At 34.1% G+C, this 19011-nt stretch carries 18 protein-coding genes; 12 read left to right on the forward strand and 6 right to left on the reverse strand.

The genetic code is table 11. The annotated features are described in order from the left end of the window. Window positions 1–31 precede the first annotated feature (31 nt). Window positions 32–478 (forward strand): acyl-CoA thioesterase, encoded by a 447-nt coding sequence (locus AB1279_RS05090; RefSeq protein ID WP_429753673.1) that lies wholly within the window; start codon window positions 32–34, stop codon window positions 476–478. Between the two features lie 24 nt (window positions 479–502). On the opposite strand, the gene AB1279_RS05095 is transcribed toward AB1279_RS05090, so the two are convergent. Further along, complete coding sequence (locus AB1279_RS05095; RefSeq protein ID WP_429761303.1) at window positions 503–1285, reverse strand: M15 family metallopeptidase; 783 nt, start codon at window positions 1283–1285, stop codon at window positions 503–505. Between the two features lie 296 nt (window positions 1286–1581). On the opposite strand from AB1279_RS05095, the gene motA reads away from it, so the two are divergent. Continuing rightward, complete coding sequence (motA, locus tag AB1279_RS05100) at window positions 1582–2373, forward strand: flagellar motor stator protein MotA (RefSeq protein ID WP_429758056.1); 792 nt, start codon at window positions 1582–1584, stop codon at window positions 2371–2373. After that, window positions 2366–3142, forward strand: coding sequence for a flagellar motor protein MotB (gene motB / locus AB1279_RS05105; RefSeq protein WP_429758057.1), 777 nt, complete (start codon window positions 2366–2368; stop codon window positions 3140–3142). The genes motA and motB overlap by 8 nt, the downstream gene beginning before the upstream one ends. Before the next feature lie 21 nt (window positions 3143–3163). On the opposite strand, the gene AB1279_RS05110 is transcribed toward motB, so the two are convergent. After that, entirely contained in the window at window positions 3164–3997 is an 834-nt protein-coding gene (locus tag AB1279_RS05110) for a 5'-nucleotidase, lipoprotein e(P4) family (protein WP_429758058.1), read from the reverse strand. A 193-nt stretch (window positions 3998–4190) separates the two neighbouring features. Between AB1279_RS05110 and AB1279_RS05115 the strand changes: the two genes are divergently transcribed. From AB1279_RS05115 to AB1279_RS05125, 3 genes are all read left to right on the forward strand, one after another. Then, a complete protein-coding gene (locus AB1279_RS05115; protein WP_429758059.1) occupies window positions 4191–5075 on the forward strand; it encodes an ABC transporter ATP-binding protein in 885 nt (294 codons plus the stop codon). Window positions 5076–5077: 2 nt separating this feature from the next. Then, entirely contained in the window at window positions 5078–6304 is a 1227-nt protein-coding gene (locus tag AB1279_RS05120) for an ABC transporter permease (RefSeq protein ID WP_429758060.1), read from the forward strand. A 224-nt stretch (window positions 6305–6528) separates the two neighbouring features. Then, the gene (locus AB1279_RS05125; protein ID WP_336481855.1) at window positions 6529–6960 is read left to right on the forward strand and encodes an Rrf2 family transcriptional regulator; all 432 of its coding nucleotides are present in this window, start codon (window positions 6529–6531) and stop codon (window positions 6958–6960) included. A 36-nt stretch (window positions 6961–6996) separates the two neighbouring features. Here AB1279_RS05125 and AB1279_RS05130 read toward each other — a convergent pair whose 3' ends face one another. Both AB1279_RS05130 and AB1279_RS05135 read right to left on the reverse strand, forming a co-directional pair. Next, window positions 6997–7632, reverse strand: a complete 636-nt coding sequence (locus AB1279_RS05130) for an NAD(P)-dependent oxidoreductase (RefSeq protein ID WP_429758061.1) — start codon at window positions 7630–7632, stop codon at window positions 6997–6999. A gap of 346 nt (window positions 7633–7978) precedes the next feature. Next, window positions 7979–8167: a PspC domain-containing protein gene (locus AB1279_RS05135; protein WP_429758062.1), complete on the reverse strand. Its 189-nt coding sequence runs from the start codon at window positions 8165–8167 to the stop codon at window positions 7979–7981. 297 nt (window positions 8168–8464) lie between these two features. Between AB1279_RS05135 and AB1279_RS05140 the strand changes: the two genes are divergently transcribed. The 3 genes from AB1279_RS05140 to AB1279_RS05150 all read left to right on the forward strand — a co-directional run bounded on the left by AB1279_RS05140 (window position 8465) and on the right by AB1279_RS05150 (window position 12326). Then, window positions 8465–9925: a spore germination protein gene (locus tag AB1279_RS05140; protein ID WP_429758063.1), complete on the forward strand. Its 1461-nt coding sequence runs from the start codon at window positions 8465–8467 to the stop codon at window positions 9923–9925. Window positions 9926–10028: 103 nt separating this feature from the next. Further along, on the forward strand, window positions 10029–11213 hold the full coding sequence (locus AB1279_RS05145; RefSeq protein WP_429758064.1) for a Ger(x)C family spore germination protein: 1185 nt from the start codon (window positions 10029–10031) through the stop codon (window positions 11211–11213). Between the two features lie 15 nt (window positions 11214–11228). After that, window positions 11229–12326 carry a GerAB/ArcD/ProY family transporter gene (locus tag AB1279_RS05150; RefSeq protein ID WP_429758065.1) on the forward strand — a complete coding sequence of 366 codons (1098 nt, stop codon included), beginning with the start codon at window positions 11229–11231 and terminating at the stop codon, window positions 12324–12326. Window positions 12327–12685: 359 nt separating this feature from the next. Here AB1279_RS05150 and AB1279_RS05155 read toward each other — a convergent pair whose 3' ends face one another. Next, window positions 12686–14509 carry an APC family permease gene (locus AB1279_RS05155; protein WP_429758066.1) on the reverse strand — a complete coding sequence of 608 codons (1824 nt, stop codon included), beginning with the start codon at window positions 14507–14509 and terminating at the stop codon, window positions 12686–12688. A 297-nt stretch (window positions 14510–14806) separates the two neighbouring features. Here AB1279_RS05155 and AB1279_RS05160 point away from each other — a divergent pair, with 297 nt between their 5' ends. Beyond that, window positions 14807–15001, forward strand: a complete 195-nt coding sequence (locus tag AB1279_RS05160) for a helix-turn-helix domain-containing protein (RefSeq protein ID WP_429758067.1) — start codon at window positions 14807–14809, stop codon at window positions 14999–15001. Window positions 15002–15092: 91 nt separating this feature from the next. Here the strand turns inward: AB1279_RS05160 and AB1279_RS05165 are convergent, their stop codons facing one another. Continuing rightward, window positions 15093–16115: a DarT ssDNA thymidine ADP-ribosyltransferase family protein gene (locus tag AB1279_RS05165; protein ID WP_429758068.1), complete on the reverse strand. Its 1023-nt coding sequence runs from the start codon at window positions 16113–16115 to the stop codon at window positions 15093–15095. 135 nt (window positions 16116–16250) lie between these two features. Here AB1279_RS05165 and darG point away from each other — a divergent pair, with 135 nt between their 5' ends. Together darG and AB1279_RS05175 are read left to right on the forward strand one after the other, a co-directional pair. After that, entirely contained in the window at window positions 16251–17303 is a 1053-nt protein-coding gene (gene darG / locus AB1279_RS05170; protein ID WP_429758069.1) for a type II toxin-antitoxin system antitoxin DNA ADP-ribosyl glycohydrolase DarG, read from the forward strand. A gap of 206 nt (window positions 17304–17509) precedes the next feature. Next, window positions 17510–18979: an SIR2 family protein gene (locus AB1279_RS05175; protein WP_429758070.1), complete on the forward strand. Its 1470-nt coding sequence runs from the start codon at window positions 17510–17512 to the stop codon at window positions 18977–18979. Window positions 18980–19011: the final 32 nt, after the last annotated feature.

Consider the following 19011-nt stretch of genomic DNA (forward strand, 5'->3'; position numbering starts at 1 on the left):
AGAAAGAGGAATTCCAAAGGAGCTGAATAGTGTGAAGAAGATTCATTATGTTGAAGATTTTAAGCAATGGGAAAGTACATTTTCATTCTATATTCCTATAAAAGTTCGTTTTTCTGAAACGGATATGTTTGGGCATATGAATAACGGTGTTGCATTTACGTATTTTGAAGAAGCGCGTATTGAATTTTTTAAAGAGCTTGGTTTTATGCAAGAGTGGGTACATGCAGAATCAGAAACAATGATTGTAGTGGCGGATTTACAATGTAATTTTTTAAAGCAAGTGTTCTTTGATGAGAATTTAAAAGTATATGTAAAAGCAGGGAATATTGGAAATTCATCTTTAGACTTACACTATATGGTGAAGAACGAGGCAGGAGAGATTTGCTTAGTAGGGCGAGGAGCGATGGTACAGGCTTCTAAACAAACAGGAAAAGGAGTACCTTGGCCAGCGGAATGGAAACAACGGTTATTAGATTAAAAAATAAGAGAGCGTATCGCTCTCTTATTTTTTGTCTTCCATTGCTTCTTCTAATGTCAGGTGATGTTTATATAAATATGTAGCCTGCGGATTGCCGACAAAACGAAGATGCCACGGTTCATAATCATATCCTGTAATGTCTGTTTTATCTTCTGGATAGCGAATGATAAATCCGAATTCGTGAGCATGCTCCGCTACCCACTTTCCTTCAGGTGTTTCTCCAAATATCGGCTCCAATTGAAACTTTGCTGATTTAGAGCTAATATCCATGGCAAGTCCAGTTTGGTGTTCGCTTGTCCCAGGAATAGCACTTAACGCATCAGCAGCTTCTTTTCCTTGACGATTTACATATGTATTATGCAATGACTCTTGTCGCTTGTAAGAGCGGAATCCAGATACTGCAGTAAGTTCAATCCCTTGTTGTTTTGCTGCTTCAAACATTTTTTCTAGGGCATCTGCTGCCGGTTTACGAAGTAATGTTTTTTCCTTATCTTGCAGACTTAAAAATGGAACATTTGGTTTTGTTAAATCGCGTGGTGTGTAGGAATCTGGGAGCTTGCGATGCTTGTTTACTAAAACGAGTAATGAATCAGTGTTATTTACAAGTGAAAATTGTTCATCAATTTTTTTTGCTGTTGCACTTGCTTTTGGGAATGGAGGAATCTCCTCTTTTGGATGTTTAGCATCCTGATTTGTTTCAACTGCTGATGCTTGATTATGTATATTTCCTGTAAAAGCTTTAGAACCAAAATTTATTAAAGAAACAACAATAAGAATCGTAATTGAAATTAAAATTGTTCTTTTTATAATTCTCTTTTTCATAATTTTTAACCGATTTATTCCTTTCTAAAATGCTCGTACTTTATTATCTTTTTACATTATAAGTCTATCGTATGTAAAAAGAAATAAAGGAGCCCTCATGTAACAAAATTGAAAAAAATTTGTAAAAAAAAGTCGATTCCTCATGATTTTTTTAAAAATGATGCATTGCAATCTTTCAAGAATTCTATTTTTTATGTAATATATATATATAGAACAATGTAACGATTAAAATGTGATATGTAACTTCTTACTTGTATCGAATAATCTAGGAGGGAACAACGATGGATTTGGCATCAATCATTGGCATTATCCTTGCGATAGTTGCCGTTGTATTAGGAATGTTTTTGAAAGGAGCTGCACTGAGTGCTCTATTAAATCTCGCTGCATTTTTAATTATTGTTATAGGAACAATTGCAGCGGTCTGTATTGCCTTTCCAGTGAGTCAATTAAAAAGAGTTCCTAAATTATTTAAAATTATTTTTGGTAATAACAAAAAGGAAATGAAGTATGAAGAAGTGTTGGAACTATTTGTTCATTGGACGTCAGAAAGTAGAAAATACGGTATTTTATCTTTAGAACAGCAATTAGATAAAGTCGAAGATGAATTTCTGATGAGAGGTTTGAAATTTGTTATTGATGGTGTATCAGCAGAAGATCTCGAACAAATATTAGAAGCAGAAATTGAAGCGATAGAAGAGCGTCATGCCAAAGGAGCTGGCATTTTCACGCAAGCTGGTACTTATGCACCGACACTTGGCGTTTTAGGAGCTGTCATTGGACTTGTAGCTGCACTAGGTAATTTATCAGATATTGATAAGCTAGGTCATGCGATTTCCAGTGCGTTTATTGCAACGATTTTTGGTATTTTCTCTGGTTATGTTTTGTGGCATCCATTTGCGAACAAATTAAAGCAAAAGTCCGCGCAAGAAATTGAGAAGAAACGTTTAATGATTGAATGTTTATTAATGCTTCAAGCTGGTACATACCCATTTGTTATGAAGAACCGCATTCTAGGTGCACTCTCTGAAACTGAGCGTAAAAAGCTAGAGCAGGGAGCGAAAAAAGATGCGTAGTAGAAAGAAGAAGAAAAAAAAGCATGAGGATCATATCGATGAAACATGGCTCATTCCATATGCAGACATGTTAACCTTGTTGTTTGCACTATTTATCGTTTTGTTTGCAATGAGTAGTCTTGATGCTGCAAAGTTTAAACAAATGGCGGTTGCTTTTAAATCAGAGCTCTCAGGTGGAACAGGGAAAAAGGAGTTCTTAAGTGATCAAAAACCAGCATCTGAGAAAGATGTATCCGACAAGCGCCCGGAGTCTGAAAAGATTAAGAAACAAGCAGAGGCAGAAGTGAAACAGCAAGAAATGAATGAATTAAAAGAAGTGCAAAAAGGAATTGATACATATATCCAGGACAAAGGACTTACATCCTCGTTTAAAACAGAGCTTACTGAACGCGGGTTAATGGTAACAATTTTAGATAACGCACTCTTTGATTCCGGACAAGCTACTGTAAAGCCAGAGTCGCTGAACATGGCGCAAGAGATGGCGACATTATTAGTAGCAGCATCTCCTCGAGAAATTACTGTATCAGGACATACGGATAATGTTCCAATCTCTAACGCAAATTTTGCTTCTAACTGGGAGTTAAGTACGCAGCGTGCTGTTAATTTCATGCAAGTGTTGCTCCAAAATAAACAATTACTTCCGCAAAAGTTTAGTGCAATTGGTTACGGAGAATATCGTCCTGTCGCACCGAATGATACACCGGAAGGAAGAGCGAAAAATAGACGAGTAGAAGTATTTATCTTACCTCTTATAAAAGATAAAAAGTAAAGGATGGCATAGCGCCATCCTTTACTTTTTATCTTCAAATGATTTTAAGTTATCTCTGCGGATTTTATCTTTTTCTGCATCTGATTTTTTAAAGTTATAGTCATATAAAGCACCTTCCCAGTCACCATACATTGGATTAGGGAAAACGATGTATTTTTCACCAAATTGCGCTTTTGTTTCTTCTACTTTCTTATTACGATCTTGCACGGATAATCCATCAAACCCAGTGAAATCTGATAAATTATCACCAAATAATAAAACGATGTCATGTGTTGATGAAACGAGTTCACGGCGCTTTTCTTTTCCTTGTTCTTTCGGTTCTTGTAGTAAAATGTGCTCTTTTGTTGCTTGTGGAGCACCGATATGTTCTAAATTTTTAGTAGTTGCATCTAGTTGGTTTGTTTTACGATTTGAAATGTAGTAAATGTCTACACCTTTAGAGTCTGCATATTTTAAGAAATCAATTGCACCAGGAAGCGCTTCTGCTTCTGCTTTGTTAATCCAGTCATCCCATTTATAAGGATAGCCTTTTCCTGTTTTAACCGTCATTACTTGGTACGGACTATTATCTAAAACGGTTTCGTCTAAGTCTAGTACAACAGCTGGTTTCTTGCTTGTCCCCTTAGCAAGAGCTGCATCTAGCTTTTGTGTACCTATGTTGTAGCCTTGATGGTATAATGCTTTTACTTCGCCAGCAGTTTGATACCATAAGTCAGCCATTAATTGTTGATCCGTTAGTTGGACCTTTGTTTCTTTTGCTGTTGCTGTTGTTTTTTCTGCCGCCATGTTGCATGCTGTTAAAGATGTAGATAATAATGCAACAGATAATAGTGTTGTTAATTTTCTTTTCTTCATATTACCCTCCAAATATGTATAAACTCAATTCTCAATTATATCACAATAATTTAATAATAAATTGATGCAATTTTGCATATTGATTTTTATTATATGAATAGTATGCGCAATGTTATAATAAAAATATGGTAAAAATATGCTCTTTATATATATTGTTAAATATTTATATTTTGATTTATGAGGAGAGAAATTTATGACATTACAAATTCAGCAATTAACCAAACAGTTTGGTGAAAATATTGCTGTGAATAGGTTGAATCTTGTATTGCCAAAAGGCGAAGTGCTAGGATTGCTCGGAAGAAATGGTGCAGGGAAAACAACGACTATTAAAATGTTGTTAGGTTTATTAGCACCAAATCAAGGAAGTATTACGTGGGATAACAAAGAGATTTCAAAGAGCGGTGTAACAATCGGTTATCTTCCTGAAGAGAGAGGTCTATATACGAAAAGTCGAGTCATTGATCAGCTTCGCTATTTTGGGAGACTAGAAGGAATGACAAAAAAAGAAGTGGATACAGCAATTGATTTTTGGTTAGGTAAATTATTGATCCCTGAGTATAAATATAAGCGTGCAGGAGAGTTGTCTAAAGGGAATCAACAAAAAATCCAATTAATTGCAGCGCTTCTGCACAATCCAGATTTACTTATTTTAGATGAGCCGTTTAGTGGATTAGATCCTGTGAACGCTGCTATGTTAGCAAATATTATTGAAGAACAAATTCAAAGAGGAAAAACAATTATTTTATCGAGTCATCGTATGGAGCAAGTTGAAGCGTTTTGTCAGCATGTGTGTATTTTAAAGCAAGGTACAGCAGTTGTAGAAGGTTATTTAAATGATATAAAAAAGGAATATGGATTCCGAAACTTAACAATTGAAGATAACGAAGAAAATGAAAAGGCATTGCAAACATTACAAATTATGTATGAGAAACGTCTTGGTTCTCTTTATATTCAAGTTCAGAAAGATACAGAAGCCCTATCAATCTTGCAAAAATTACAAGAAAAAGGTTTACATTTACGTCAATTTAAAATGTTAGAACCAACTTTAAATGAAATTTTTGTAGAAAGGGCGAAATAAAGATGCGTAAATTTTATCATGTGTTTTCATTTTATTTTAGAGAATCATTTCTCTCCAAAAAATCACTTATTACAAGTGGAATTTTATTTTTAATAGTGTTTGGTATTTTTGCTTTTAATCACTTTACCTCTGCTAAAGATAAAAATAAAGATAAAGATAAGGTGGCAATAGTAATAGATAGTTCGACGTATAAAGTAAAAGAAGATGAATTACAGAAAATCCTTCCATCAACTCAAATACAAGTAGCAGAGAAAAGTCAATTAGAGAAGCTTCGTAAACAAGTAGAAAAAGAGGATTTAAATGGCCTTTTTTACGTTACAGAAAAAAATGGAGTTCCTGAAATAACTTATATGTATAATGGTTTTTCGAGTCAAGAGATGTCTGCAATTATAGCAAACTATTTTAAACAGCAATATACACAAATAGTCCTTTTAAAAAATAAGATCTCATCTGATGTAGCGCAGCAATTGCAAACTGATATTTCAGTGAAGGAAGAAGCGATAAAAGATCGTTCCGCTTCTTTTGGGATTGCATATATTTTTATTTTTGTATTGTATATGTTTATTATGGCTTTTGGAAATACCATTGCAATGAATATTGCATCGGAAAAATCTTCTCGTGTTATGGAGGTTATGCTTTCAAAAGTGAAACCGCTGCAAATGATGTACGCTAAAATTCTTGCTGTTGTTTCAACTGCGTTATTGCAAATTGCTATACTTGCATGTGGCTTTTTTGTTCCCGTTTTAATCGGGTGGATAAAATGGGAAGATGCAACTTTATTTGGGATGCCAATTGATTTTGCGAAGCTAGATGCAAAAGTTATTAGTCTGTTTATTGTATTTTTTATTACAGGGTATCTATTATATGCGATGATGTATGCAGCAGCTGGAGCTGTCGTATCCAAAACAGAAGACTTACAATCCGTTTCGTTTCCAGTCGCGATTTTAATTATGGCAGCGTTTTTCATTAGTATTAAATCATTGACAGACCCAAATAGTACAATTGTTGTTATTGGTTCATATATTCCCTTCTTTACGCCAATGGTCACATTCTCACGTGTTGTAGCTGGAGAAGCAGGAGCTTTAGAAATTAGTATTACGTTATCGTTATTACTTGTGACCATCTTCCTTTTAAACTTTATTACAAGTCGCATTTATGTAAACGGTGTGATGAACTATTCTGATAAAGTGAAGTTTAAAGATCTTGCTAAATTTATAAGACGTTATTAATACAGGAAAAAGCCTGATTTCTTTATAAGCAAATCGGGTTTTTTTCTGCATTCATGAATAGTAATGTATAACCTTAAGACATAGCGAAGAAGATAGGTGGAATATGAAGAAACCCACTACCGATGGAAGTTTCACTTTATATGATGAAGGAAAATAGTATATAATAAAAGATACGTTATTTTTAAATAAATGAGAGAGAATGAACTTAAAGGAGGGGGATACAAGTGGGGATTAGTAGTCGTTTTACGGTAGCTGTTCATATGTTAACATTGCTAGAAATCGATAAAAAATCTCGATGTACATCTGAATGGATTGCTGGTAGTGTCAATACAAACCCAGTCGTTATTCGCCGAATTACAGGAATGTTAAAAAAAGCGGGATTAGTTGATGTACAAGCTGGAAAAGGCGGTACTTCATTAGCTCGAGATTTAGATGAAGTTACGTTACTTGATGTATATAAAGCGGTTGAAGTTGTAGAAGAAGGGCATTTATTTTCTTTTCACGATAATCCAAATGTGGAATGCCCAGTTGGAGCTAATATTCAAACTGTATTAGAAATTATATTGTTGCAAGCACAAGACGCGATGGAAAATGTTCTTGCAAATGTAAAGGTAAAACAGCTCGTTACAAATCTAGAAGAGAAAATACAACAATAAAAGAACCTAGCCTTGTATGATGGCTAGGTTCTTTTATTATGCGTTACGTACTGTAAAACGTTGACGAGAAAATTGTTGGTTTTCTACTTCATCTAATAAAGCAACGGCGTAATTTGGAATTGTAATGCGGCTCTCACCGTTTTCGTCTGTTAATAGTTGATCTGTGCCTGTTACATATTTGCCTGTGCGCTCACCTGGTTCGATCATCGCAGCAGGACTTAAATTCGTCCAGTTGAAATCAGATTGTTTATATACTTCTAGAGCATCGCGGTGTGCTAATGCAATTGATTTCCATTCTGCTGGGAAGTCTGGTGTATCAACAACTTGTAAACCAGGTGCTACTTCTAAGCTGCCTGCGCCTCCGACAGATACAAGACGAGAAACACCAGCTTGTTTTGCTGCTTGTAATAAAGAGTGTGTTGCTGCTACAAGTTTCTCATCTTCACCGTGCTTAGGACCAAATGCACTAATTAGAACATCATGATTTGCAGCCTCTTTTGCAATACTATCTACATTAAAAATATCACCTGTTACAACATATAAATTTTCATGTGCTGTTTCTACGCGAGATGCGTCACGAACGATAGCAGTTACTTCATGTCCGCGTGTTAAAGCTTCCTCAATAATTTGTTTTCCGATGTTACCAGTTGCGCCTACTACTGCAAGTTTCATAATCATTCTCCTTTTTTATTTTGTTTTATATAAAAATGTATTTACTTTTATTTTTGTTGTAATTAATATTGTTACAACTTTATGTAACTATTATAGTTACAACTATTATTCTTTGTCAACATAAAAAACAAGTTGCTTTTTTTATGGAGTAAAAAGGCAACTTGCGGAAAAGAGAATTATGCTGTTTTATTTTGTTTTGTAACAGTAGTGAAAAGGAACGTTACCATTCAATTTGAAGCAAATCGTAAATAGCTATGAAAATAGTGGAAACGAAGCAGCAGTTTTACATTTAACAATGAAATATTCATCGTAAAATAATAAAAAGGCACCGGTGGAATCGATGCCTTTATTCAGGAGATTGCGGCATAATCAACATAAGAATGAAATAAGCTAAAAAGCCTGTTCCGAAAAATAAGATTGCGATCAGCCAAAGAATACGAATTATATTTGTGTCCACACCGAAATATTCCCCTAAGCCACCACAAACACCGATAAACACTTTATCTGTTGAAGATTTGCATAATTTTTTATCCATAATGAAATCTCTCCTTTTCATTATTCATCATTTTTTTATGTAGAAGTGAATGCCTTATGCTTTTATCCTATATGGAAAAAGTAAGGGCTATCGAATTATATTATGGTTTTTAGGAGAAGATTACAGTTTTATCCCGCTGCTCGTAAAAGTCTGATTGGTGAGAACTTTCCAGCAGTGGAGGATGAAGAAACCCCACCTTGATGTAAGTTTTACTTTATCGTAAGTGAAAGAGGGACAATACATAATTCGAAATGATATGGAAAAAATAGATAAGAATAAAACTTACGAAAAGGTGGCATGGATTTTGTGGTAGGAACATTTCGTACAAAACATAGAAAAAGCACCAAGAATCTAAAACAACTACAATATTCGGATGCAACACCTTTACATGAAGAATTACACAAAAATATTGCTAAATTAAAGGATGAGTTAGGGGACAGTTCCGATTTAGTTATTCGAATTCTCAAGTTGAATGAAGAAAATTCCTTTATCATTGCTGTTATTCATATTGGTGGAATCTCGGATGAGCAGAAGATTAATCAAAATATTATTGAACCATTATTAGAATGCAAATATAACATAGTTTCGCCTTCTGCAGAGTTTCTAAAGGAAGAATTGGAACGAAAAGTCACAGTTTCAAAATTAGAGACTGTAACGAACTTTGGTGACGTATTGTCAGTTGTATTATCTGGGAATACAGTTATTTTTATAAATGGATGTGTACAAGCGCTCTCAGCTAGCACGAGCGAATTTCAATCTCGCGGTATAACTGAACCGACTACGCAAACTGTTATTAGGGGGCCGAAAGATAGCTTTACAGAGAATTTACGAACAAATACATCTCTCGTTCGTTTACGCATTCAAAGTCCTTGTTTACGTCTTGAAGCACTGAAGATTGGAACGGTAACGCAGACGGATGTGGAAATGATGTATATAGAAGGGATTGCAGACGAATCTATTGTACGAGAAGTAAGGAGTCGTTTAAACAAAATTGAAGTAGATAGTATTTTGGAATCTGGTTATGTTGAAAGTTTTATACAAGATAAACAACGTACGCTTTTTCCTACTATTTTAAATACAGAACGGCCAGATATTGTGGCAGCTAATGTACTTGAAGGGCGAATTGCATTATTTGTTCGCGGTACACCTTACGTATTAATAACTCCAGTTACGTTTGTTCAATTTTTTCAATCACCAGAAGATTATTATCAAAATGAATATATCGGTACGGCTTTAAGATTACTGCGATTTGGAGCTTTTTTTCTATCTATGTTTACACCAGCTCTTTATATTGCGACGATTACTCATCACGAAGCACTTATTCCTACGGTCTTGCTTGTTAGTATAGCCGCTCAGCGAGAAGGCGTTCCATTTCCGGCAATAGTAGAAGCAGTGCTTATGGAGATTATGTTCGAAGTATTACGGGAAGCTGGGGTTCGTATGCCAAGAGCTGTAGGGCAAGCTGTATCTATTGTAGGAGCATTAATACTCGGACAAGCAGCTGTACAGGCCGGACTTGTTTCAGCTGCGATGGTTATTGTTGTTTCTGTTACTGCTATCGCAGGTTTTGTCATACCGAATTATAATATGGCAATTACTGCTCGCATTCTCCGTTTTGTTTTATTACTTATGGCTTCTTTTATTGGATTATATGGTCTTTTGCTCAGTACACTTTTTATTGCTTTACATATGTGCAGCTTACGTTCTTTTGGTGTGCCTTATGTTGCTCCTATTGCTCCATTTCGAGTGGATGAGTAAAAAGATACATTCTTTCGCTTTTCGTTACAATCGTTAATCAAGAGACCTTCTCCGGCGAAAAGAGGGAATAAAATACGTATGAATAGTGAAGATGGTGGTCAGGATGAGCGATAAACGAGTTCTTCTTCTTATTCTTTTGTTTATTATTCTATCTGGTTGTTCGAACTATAAACAATTAAATGAAGTAGCGATTATAGTCGGTATGGGAGTGGATTATATTCCTAAAAAAGATGTATATGAGGTAACATTTCAGGCTATTAATCCGAGTGCAAATGCTATGCAAATTGGGAACTCAAAGGCTACTCCTGTTGTGAGTTATAAAGCGACAGGGAAGACAATTTCCGAAGCTGCGCGAAATTCATCTAAACAAATTTCGCGCCAAAATATTTATTCTCATGTTGCTTTAGTCGTTATCGGTGAAACGTTAGCTGCGAAGGAAAGCTTGAATTTTGTGTTTGATGTATTTGAAAGGGATGCGAAGGTACGTGTAAACGTTCCGGTTTTAATTGCTCGGAATGCGCGTGTACATGAAGTAATGGACATACTTCCGTCACTAGATAAGGTTCCTATGGTTTCTTTAATAGGAAGAATTAAAAATACATCTAAGTTATTGGGTGAGCACGGGGAAGTCAAGATTTATCAAATCATTAGTGCTCTAGCCAGTAAGGGAAGGGAACCGGCTGTTAGTGGTATAAGCGTAAAGGGCAATAAAAAAATAGGAACTACAAATGCAAATGTGGAACGTATGGAGAATACGTTTGCTGTTTTAAACGGTGTTGGTATTTTCAAAAAAGGAAAACTCGTCGGGTGGTTAGAAGGAAAAAAAACAAAATCAATTCAAATCGTAAATAACACATTGAAACAAACGAATTTAAGTATCCCTTGCAATAAAAAGAAGGATAATTCTGTACAAGTAAAAAGTGCGCATAGTGATGTGAAGGTTGATATGGATCATAGTCAAGCGATTATTCATATTCGTACTCATGTAAATGCTACTTTAGATGAAATATTGTGTAACAAGAATATAAATGACTACAAAGTGATAAAAGAGTTTGAACATGAAGCAGAGCAAGAATTTAAGAAGGAAACGTATGATGGTATAGTATCGGCACAAATGATGGAAAGTGATGTGTTTGGATTTGGTGATATTTTACATCGTACCCATCCTGTGAAATGGAAGAAACAAAAACAACATTGGGACCAAATATTTTCGAAAGCAAAAGTTTATATTGATGTAGATGTGAATATTGAGGGAACGGGAATGAGAGTGAGACCTTATCCTTATTGAAGAAGGCGATTACAAATGGAACAGATGAAAATAAGTGGTTTTCAATTGTTTTGTATGATTTTTTTATTCGAATTAGGAAGTGCAATTTTGATTGGAATGGCAAGCACAGCAATGCAAGATGCATGGATTGTTGTATTGTGTGGAACGCTCTTCGGCTGCATGTTATCTCTCGTTTACATAAAATTGCATGAAGCATACCCTATAGCACTATTTACTACATATATCCGTAAAATTTGGGGAAGCTATGTAGGTTGGACGCTCGGATTATTTTATGTGAGCAGCTTTATATATGGTGCTGCTAGAGTGTTGCGTGATTTTGAAGAATTATTAGTTATATCAGCGTATCAATCGACATCATTCTTGACGATAGGTGCATGTATGATTCTTTGTATTATGTACGCAATTTATAAGGGGTTTGAAGTGTTTGCTCGGGTGGCGGAGCTTTGTTTGTTTTTAATCTTGTTTGTATTGTTAATTATTATTGCATTGGAATTTGTCGGTGGTCTTGTACAGTTCCAAAATCTTCAGCCGACTTTAGAGAACGGATGGAAACCCATATTTAAAGCACTATTTCCGACATCTGTGACTTTTCCCTTTGGAGAAATGGTTGTATTTACAATGTTTTTTCCTTATTTGAATCATCAAAATGCAGCAAAAAAGATAACGATTGCAACGGTAGCTGTCAGTGGGATCATTTTGATGGTGTTTACAATTATTAATATATCGATTCTTGGTACAGAAGGTATGGTTCGTTCTTCATTTCCTATTTTAAGTGCTGTTAGTTATATTAATATCGCTGGTTTTATTCAGCGCATAGATATTTTAGTTATTATTATCATGGTAATTCTCGGCTTTTTTAAAATTGCCCTTTACTTTTTTGGGGCTGTCATTGGTTCGGCCGATTTGTTTCGTGTAAAACAGCCAAAACAGCTGATTTATCCAATTGGAGTCATGATTGTTATTTGTTCTGTAATAATTGCCCCTAATTATATTGTTCATTTACATGAAGGGTTACGAGTTGTTCCTTATTATATTTCTTTACCAGCGCAAGTTGTAATTCCTGTTTTATTGTTAGCTACTGTATGGATAAAGAAAAAAATAAAAGCAACGTAGCGAAGTGTACGTTACTTTTACTTTTACTTTTGTTTAAGGAAGTTGATTTTTGATATGAAGAGCGGGGAGAAGAAAATAAACACTAGTACGTAATCCTCTTTTGACATTTTTCTCTTTATTTCTATAAAAGTATCCATCGTATGGAACATGCTAAAACCTTGAGGTATATCCATTGAAATTACAATTCCTATTGTAAAAATAAATAAAATTATAGAAATTATTGTTAGTTTCATATAGTCACCATGATATTGTTTCTTATTTTGTGTATTGTTATGAAAAATATCACCACAAATAATACGTCAAAAGCAATGACCTATTTTTAATCATTGCTCTCGGTTTTCTATAAGGATAAAGCATCTTTATTTTTTAAATCGATACGGGACAGTTGAGACAATAACATTCTTTTTATACAAAAGGTATACCCTTAGTAAAACACTTGATTGGTTATGCAAAAAGTTGTGCCAATTCTTTTTTGTAATAAATTGCGGAATGAGAACGGTAACTGCATAATGTTCCTCTTGTGCTTTATCTTGAATTGTAGTTACTAATTTTTTTATGGGTCTCATTAGGCTTCGGTAAGAAGAAATTATTGTAACAAGACGAATATTGGGTTTCCACACCTTCCATTTCTTCTGCATTTTAATCTCGCTTTCTTTATCAAAGGCCACGTAAACCGCGATAACAGTATCTCCAATGGATTCAGCGTAATTGAGTGATTGTTCCACTACCTTTGTAATTCCAGCGATAGGTACGATAACGACGTTTCCCTCAATTTTTTCAGGTGACTCATCAGGGTTTATACGTAGTTGATCACCCACTGCGTCATAATGTTTATAAATACGATGGAAGATCAATACAATAATCGGTAGAAATATAAGAATAGCCCAAACTTGCATAAATTTTGTTACAAAGAAAATGAGCAGTACGGTTAAGGAAATAAGTGCTCCTAATAAGTTAGTGAGTAATTTTGGTAACCATCCTTCTGGTTTTCCCCGAATCCATTTTATAATCATACCCGTTTGTGACAAGGTGAAAGGGAGGAATACACCAACTGCGTATAATGGAATTAAATGTTCGGTTTTTCCTTGAAACGTGATAATTAAAATAATAGATGCAAAACTGAGCGTGATAATACCGTTTGAATACCCTAAGCGATCACCACGCATCAAATACATGCGAGGCATATATTTATCTGATGCTAAGTTGTAAGCCAATAACGGAAATGCTGAGAATCCTGTATTGGCAGCTAACACTAAAATAAGAGCAGTTGCTCCTTGAATAAAGTAGTAAACAAAGTTTCTTCCGAATACATTGGAAGCGATTTGAGAAACGACAGTTTCAGCATGTTTAGGGGCAATACCGTACCAATATGCTAAAAAGGTAATGCCAGTGAATAAAACAGCAAGAATCGCTCCCATCATGACTAATGTGTTGGCAGCATTTTTTGCAGCTGGTTCTTTAAAATTTGGAATGGCGTTGGAAATGGCTTCGACACCTGTTAATGCAGAACACCCGGATGAGAATGCCTTTAATAAGAAGAATAATGTAATTCCAGGTACTGTCGTACCAATAGGTGAGTGCAAAGTGGCTGGTACTTGTCCAGATGTAATTTTAAACACCCCAGCAATAATTAAAACAACGAGTGCTAGCACAAAGAGATAGACAGGATAAGCTAATACAGAAGCAGATTCCGTTACTCCTCTAAGGTTGAGAATTGTAATAAAAATAACGAGTATAACAGCGATAGGAACGGTGTACCGATGTAAAGTCGGAAACGCAGATGTAATGGCATCTGTTCCTGCTGATACACTTACCGCTACGGTAAGAATATAATCTACCAACAATGATCCACCGGCGATGAGGCCTGCATTTACGCCTAGATTTGTTTTAGAAACAACGTAAGCTCCGCCCCCATGTGGGTAAGAATAGATAATCTGTCGGTATGATAAAATAAGTGCTGTCAATAGAACTAAAACACCGGCAGCAATAGGAATGGAGTACCAAAATGCAACTGCTCCGATTGTTGCAAGAACAATTAATATTTGTTCTGTTCCATATGCAACAGATGAAAGCGCATCAGAAGACAGGATAGCTAGCGCTTTTAATTTATTTAACTTCTGCTCTCCTAATGCTGTTGATTTTAACGGTCTCCCAATTAGAAGTCTTTTGACTGTTGAAAACATACTTACACCACCAATATGCAAAATTTCCAGGAATAGATACTATGTAGTATGAGCGTCTTGTAGCCAAATATTTAGTAAGGAAAGAGGTAATAAATGGGGAGTTCTTATATAATGAAACATTGTGTAAAACATAGAAAAACAAAAATGACATACAAACAACTTTTTTATAATGAATACATGGAATTTCTCTTTGTTTTTATTCACCACCACATGCCTCTATTCATACAATATCATGACTAAATAAACACCCATCTTACACATATACAGCTCTGGCTTAAGCAGGGAGGGTTATACCAATTGAAGGAAAAAGAATATCAATCCAAACCGTTGCTCACAAAAAGAGAGAGAGAAGTGTTTGAGTTACTTGTTCAAGATAAAACAACAAAGGAAATTGCAAGTGAACTTTTTATTAGTGAAAAAACCGTACGTAACCATATTTCAAATGTGATGTGTAGGGATTGCAAAGGAAAAAAGGAGGATAAAAATATATAGAGTAAGCAGACTTAGGAGACCTTGCTAAAGAAGTAGCTTAGCTCTAATATCCATAACCATATGTTATGGATATTAGAGCTAAGCTTAAATATTATACGGTAGCAGATTTTAAAGAAGATGTATGTATATTCTGATAAACCAAGTTGTTATCTAGATATATTTTTATGAGGAATTTCGAATGATTTCTAAGATGTTGTGATGTTGTCCAATACATATTTTCATTCATTTGAATATAAGGATTATATTTATCGCAAGATCCTTGAGAAATTAATCGATGGTCAGTAGTAACCGAATAAATTTCATTTTTAAATTTAAAGGTTTCTGAACGTGGATTAATCCACTCAATAAATAAATCGTTTTTATTATCTAAATAGACTTTTTTTACTTGTAAATACTCATTGTTAAAGAAATCATTAGGATTTTCAGGGATGCTAATAATTTTACTATAAAGCTTAAGAATTTGAGGCGGGAGTAATGATTTTAATGTACTCAATTCAGCTTGATTTCTACAATAAATATGCTTTAATCCACTTAAATTGCATTCTTCTTTGACTAGTATTTCTGCATGTCTACGCTTTATGATGAGTTGTTTATCTTCTTCATCATTTATATAATTAAAATGATAAATATGATGAAAAGGTGCATTGTATAAGTCTTGAGGTGTGTTAAATATATCAACATTATAATGAGAAGCTAGGCTTTCATGAGAAAAATAAGCATTAGGTTTATTAAGGATAGTGTTAATATCAAAAACCATAAACACGGGAATAGGACAATGTGCATGAAGACCAGAGTTTATTGTGTCTTCAGAGAGTATACCTTCATTTCGATACTGTGTAGGTGTTTTAGGTCTAAAATAGAATCGAACATAATCTTTTACGGCTTCATTAGTACAATTGATTACTTCAGGACTAGCGTTATCATGTACGGTACGGCTTTTTAAATTTTCGTGATTTCGACAGTAAAGTTTACCATCTGTAAGTATGTTTGCAATGTTAGTTATATTGGAAAAATGGTATGCATATTGTGTTAGGTATTTTAAATTTGATGGTAAAAAACTAGTCTTTGAAGCTATAACGCTGCTATGGTTAACATGTAATAGTCCTTGTTCCATTTGTGTTCCCCCTAGACTTCTATATTTTTCTAAATTATACCATTAATATGTAACGAAATGGTATAATAATATTATGAAAATGGGATGTAAATGGCTTAATATACAAATCTATTTTTAATACTGGAGAGATAACTGATGTTGAAATTTAAAACAGGAAATTTGTTTGAGAGTGTGTATAGGATGGATGCTATAGTTAACACCGTTAACTGTGTAGGAGTAATGGGAAAAGGAATAGCATTGGAATTCAAGAACAGGTATCCTGAAAACTTTAATTACTATAAGCAAGTATGCTCCAATAAAGAATTATTTCCTGGAAAGATGCTAATGTTTTTGCAAAATTCTAATGGATGTCCGCGGTATATAGTCAATTTTCCTACAAAAAATCATTGGAGAAATCCTTCTAAGATGGAATATATTCGTGAGGGATTAGATGATTTAGTGAAACAAATAAAGGAACACTCTATAAAATCGATTGCCCTACCAGCATTAGGGTGTGGTAATGGTGGTTTAGATTGGAATGATGTAAAGCCACTTATACAAAAAAAATTACAGCATTTAGATGATGTAGAGATTATTGTCTATGAACCAAGTTCTAAAAAAATACAGAAGAAAACAACAACATCATTTAGAATGACAAGACAAAGAGCATTATTATTACTTTTGATTGAATATTACAATTCATCACCGTATGAAGAAAAGGTAACATATGAGGAAGTAAATCATTTAGCATTTATTGCACAGTGTTTAGGAGCAAATCTAAAATTAGAATTTGAAGAAAATTCTAAAGGCCCGTTTGATCAGAAAGTAAATAAACTTTTATTGCTTATGGCGACTAATGAATATCTTTCGATTCAAAAAAGAGAAAATGGAGATAACATTATCTCAGTGAACAGTAAGCGATTTAAACAAAAAAACAATGTTTTAAAAAATAAAGATGTAGAGAATGTTTATAAAAACATTTTAAACATGTTAAATGGATTTGAAACAAGAGAACGCCTGAAAACATTGACTGTATCTCTATGGTTTTATAATGAAAAAAGGTGTGAGTTGGACAGATTATATGAAACTGTTCAAAAGTGGCTTTTAAATAATGGATACGCTATCTCTGATATAATAATTAGAGACAGTATACAAAGAATAGCTCAATATTATGAATCAAGTGTTGTTAATTTAATGCTGGATATTTAAAAAAGTATAACGTTTTTATATAAATATATTAAAATTTAAAAATAAATGTTCAAATAGGTAATCAAACATAAAAAGCAAAGGAAGAATTTTATCCCTTTGCTTTTAGTTGTCTTCTACAGTCACTATAACCAAATGAAATAGAACAGTTATAATTATAGATACATAATTAAACATGTTTAGAAAAGAAAAGGGGGATACAAAGTATAATGTCTAGTCTATATGATACATATCTTAAAGAATCGTTAGAGAAACTTTTGCAGTGTATTAAAGAAATGCAGTGTCGACCTATCTTATTTATTGGCTCGGGTTTATCTAAAAGGTATATGGGATCTCCCTCTTGGATAGGATTATTAGAAAAAATTGTAGAAGAAAACCCTCTTATCGATTCATCTTTAGATTATTATATTAAGGATACCAGGGAGGGTGGGAAGGATAATTTACCAGGTGTTGCTCAAAAATTAATTGATCCATATTTTAAATATGCTTTTCAAAAGAAGATAAAGGAAAGCGAGATATTTCCGTCCTATGTGTATTTAATGGAATTTGAAAAAGATATATGTTTAAAATCCAAAGCTGTTGATATTATTAGTCATTACTATCATGAATTTCAAGTGGCATATGATAATGGGACGCATCCTGCTTTGGAGGAATTAAGTTTGTTAAGTCAAATAGATCCACATGCTATTATAACTACAAATTATGATGAGATGTTAGAAACAATTTTTCCTAACTATGAGGTAATAGTTGGACAGCAAATCATAAAAAGGTCTATGTACACACATGTGGGAGAAATTTTAAAAATTCATGGAACAACGAAAGAAGCCAATAGTATTGTTCTTCATAAAGAAGATTATGAACATTTCATGAAAAAGAAAAAATACTTATCTGCGCAATTGTTAACGTATTTTATTGAACACCCATTGGTGATAATGGGATATTCTGTACAAGATGAAAATATAAAAGATATCCTATCAGATATTGCAGAAATGTTGGATGACGCCAATCACTTACTACCTAATATTTGGTTGGTGGATTGGAAAGAACGATTGGATAAAGAGCAAGTAATGGCAAAGGAGAAATTGATTGATTTGGGCAATAATCGTTCTTTACGCGTCAATGTCATAGAGGTGGAAGATTATGTTGAATTGTATAAGACGCTAGGGAAGAGTGTGGTAGTTGATAAAGTGAATATGAAGTTATTGAGAAACCTGTCTCGAAGTGTTTATAACATCGTGAGGAGTAAGAGTAGTCAGCTACAAGTAAATATTGCGACATTAAACGCATTTTCTGATGAAGAACACCTATTTAATGTACTAAGTGTCCAAGATTTAAATCCTGAAGCGTTAACTGCTATTTATCAATATCGATTATCAGATATCACTAATACTTGGGGAAAACATAATAGTGAAGGTGTCAAGGTATTAAAACAAATTCAAGAACGTACAGGGTATGATATAAGGTGTAGCCCTAATAAGTATCATATTGACATGAATGTTGGACGGAAATCAACGGCGGATAGATGGTATTCGGAAGCGGCTAAACAGTTGTTAACAGATATATATTATCAGCGTAAGACAATGATAACCCTAGGTAACGGAGAAGAGATAGAGTATCCTATTTTAGAAATAGAGTGTGATCAGATATCTGATTACGCTGGAAAAATGATTACAGCTTGATATATGTGTTGAGGATAAGTTTAACTTTTGGG

Origin of the sequence: Bacillus sp. S14(2024) (genome assembly GCF_050473785.1) — a bacterium.
In the GTDB taxonomy this organism is placed as follows: Bacteria; Bacillota; Bacilli; order Bacillales; family Bacillaceae_G; genus Bacillus_A; species Bacillus_A yunxiaonensis.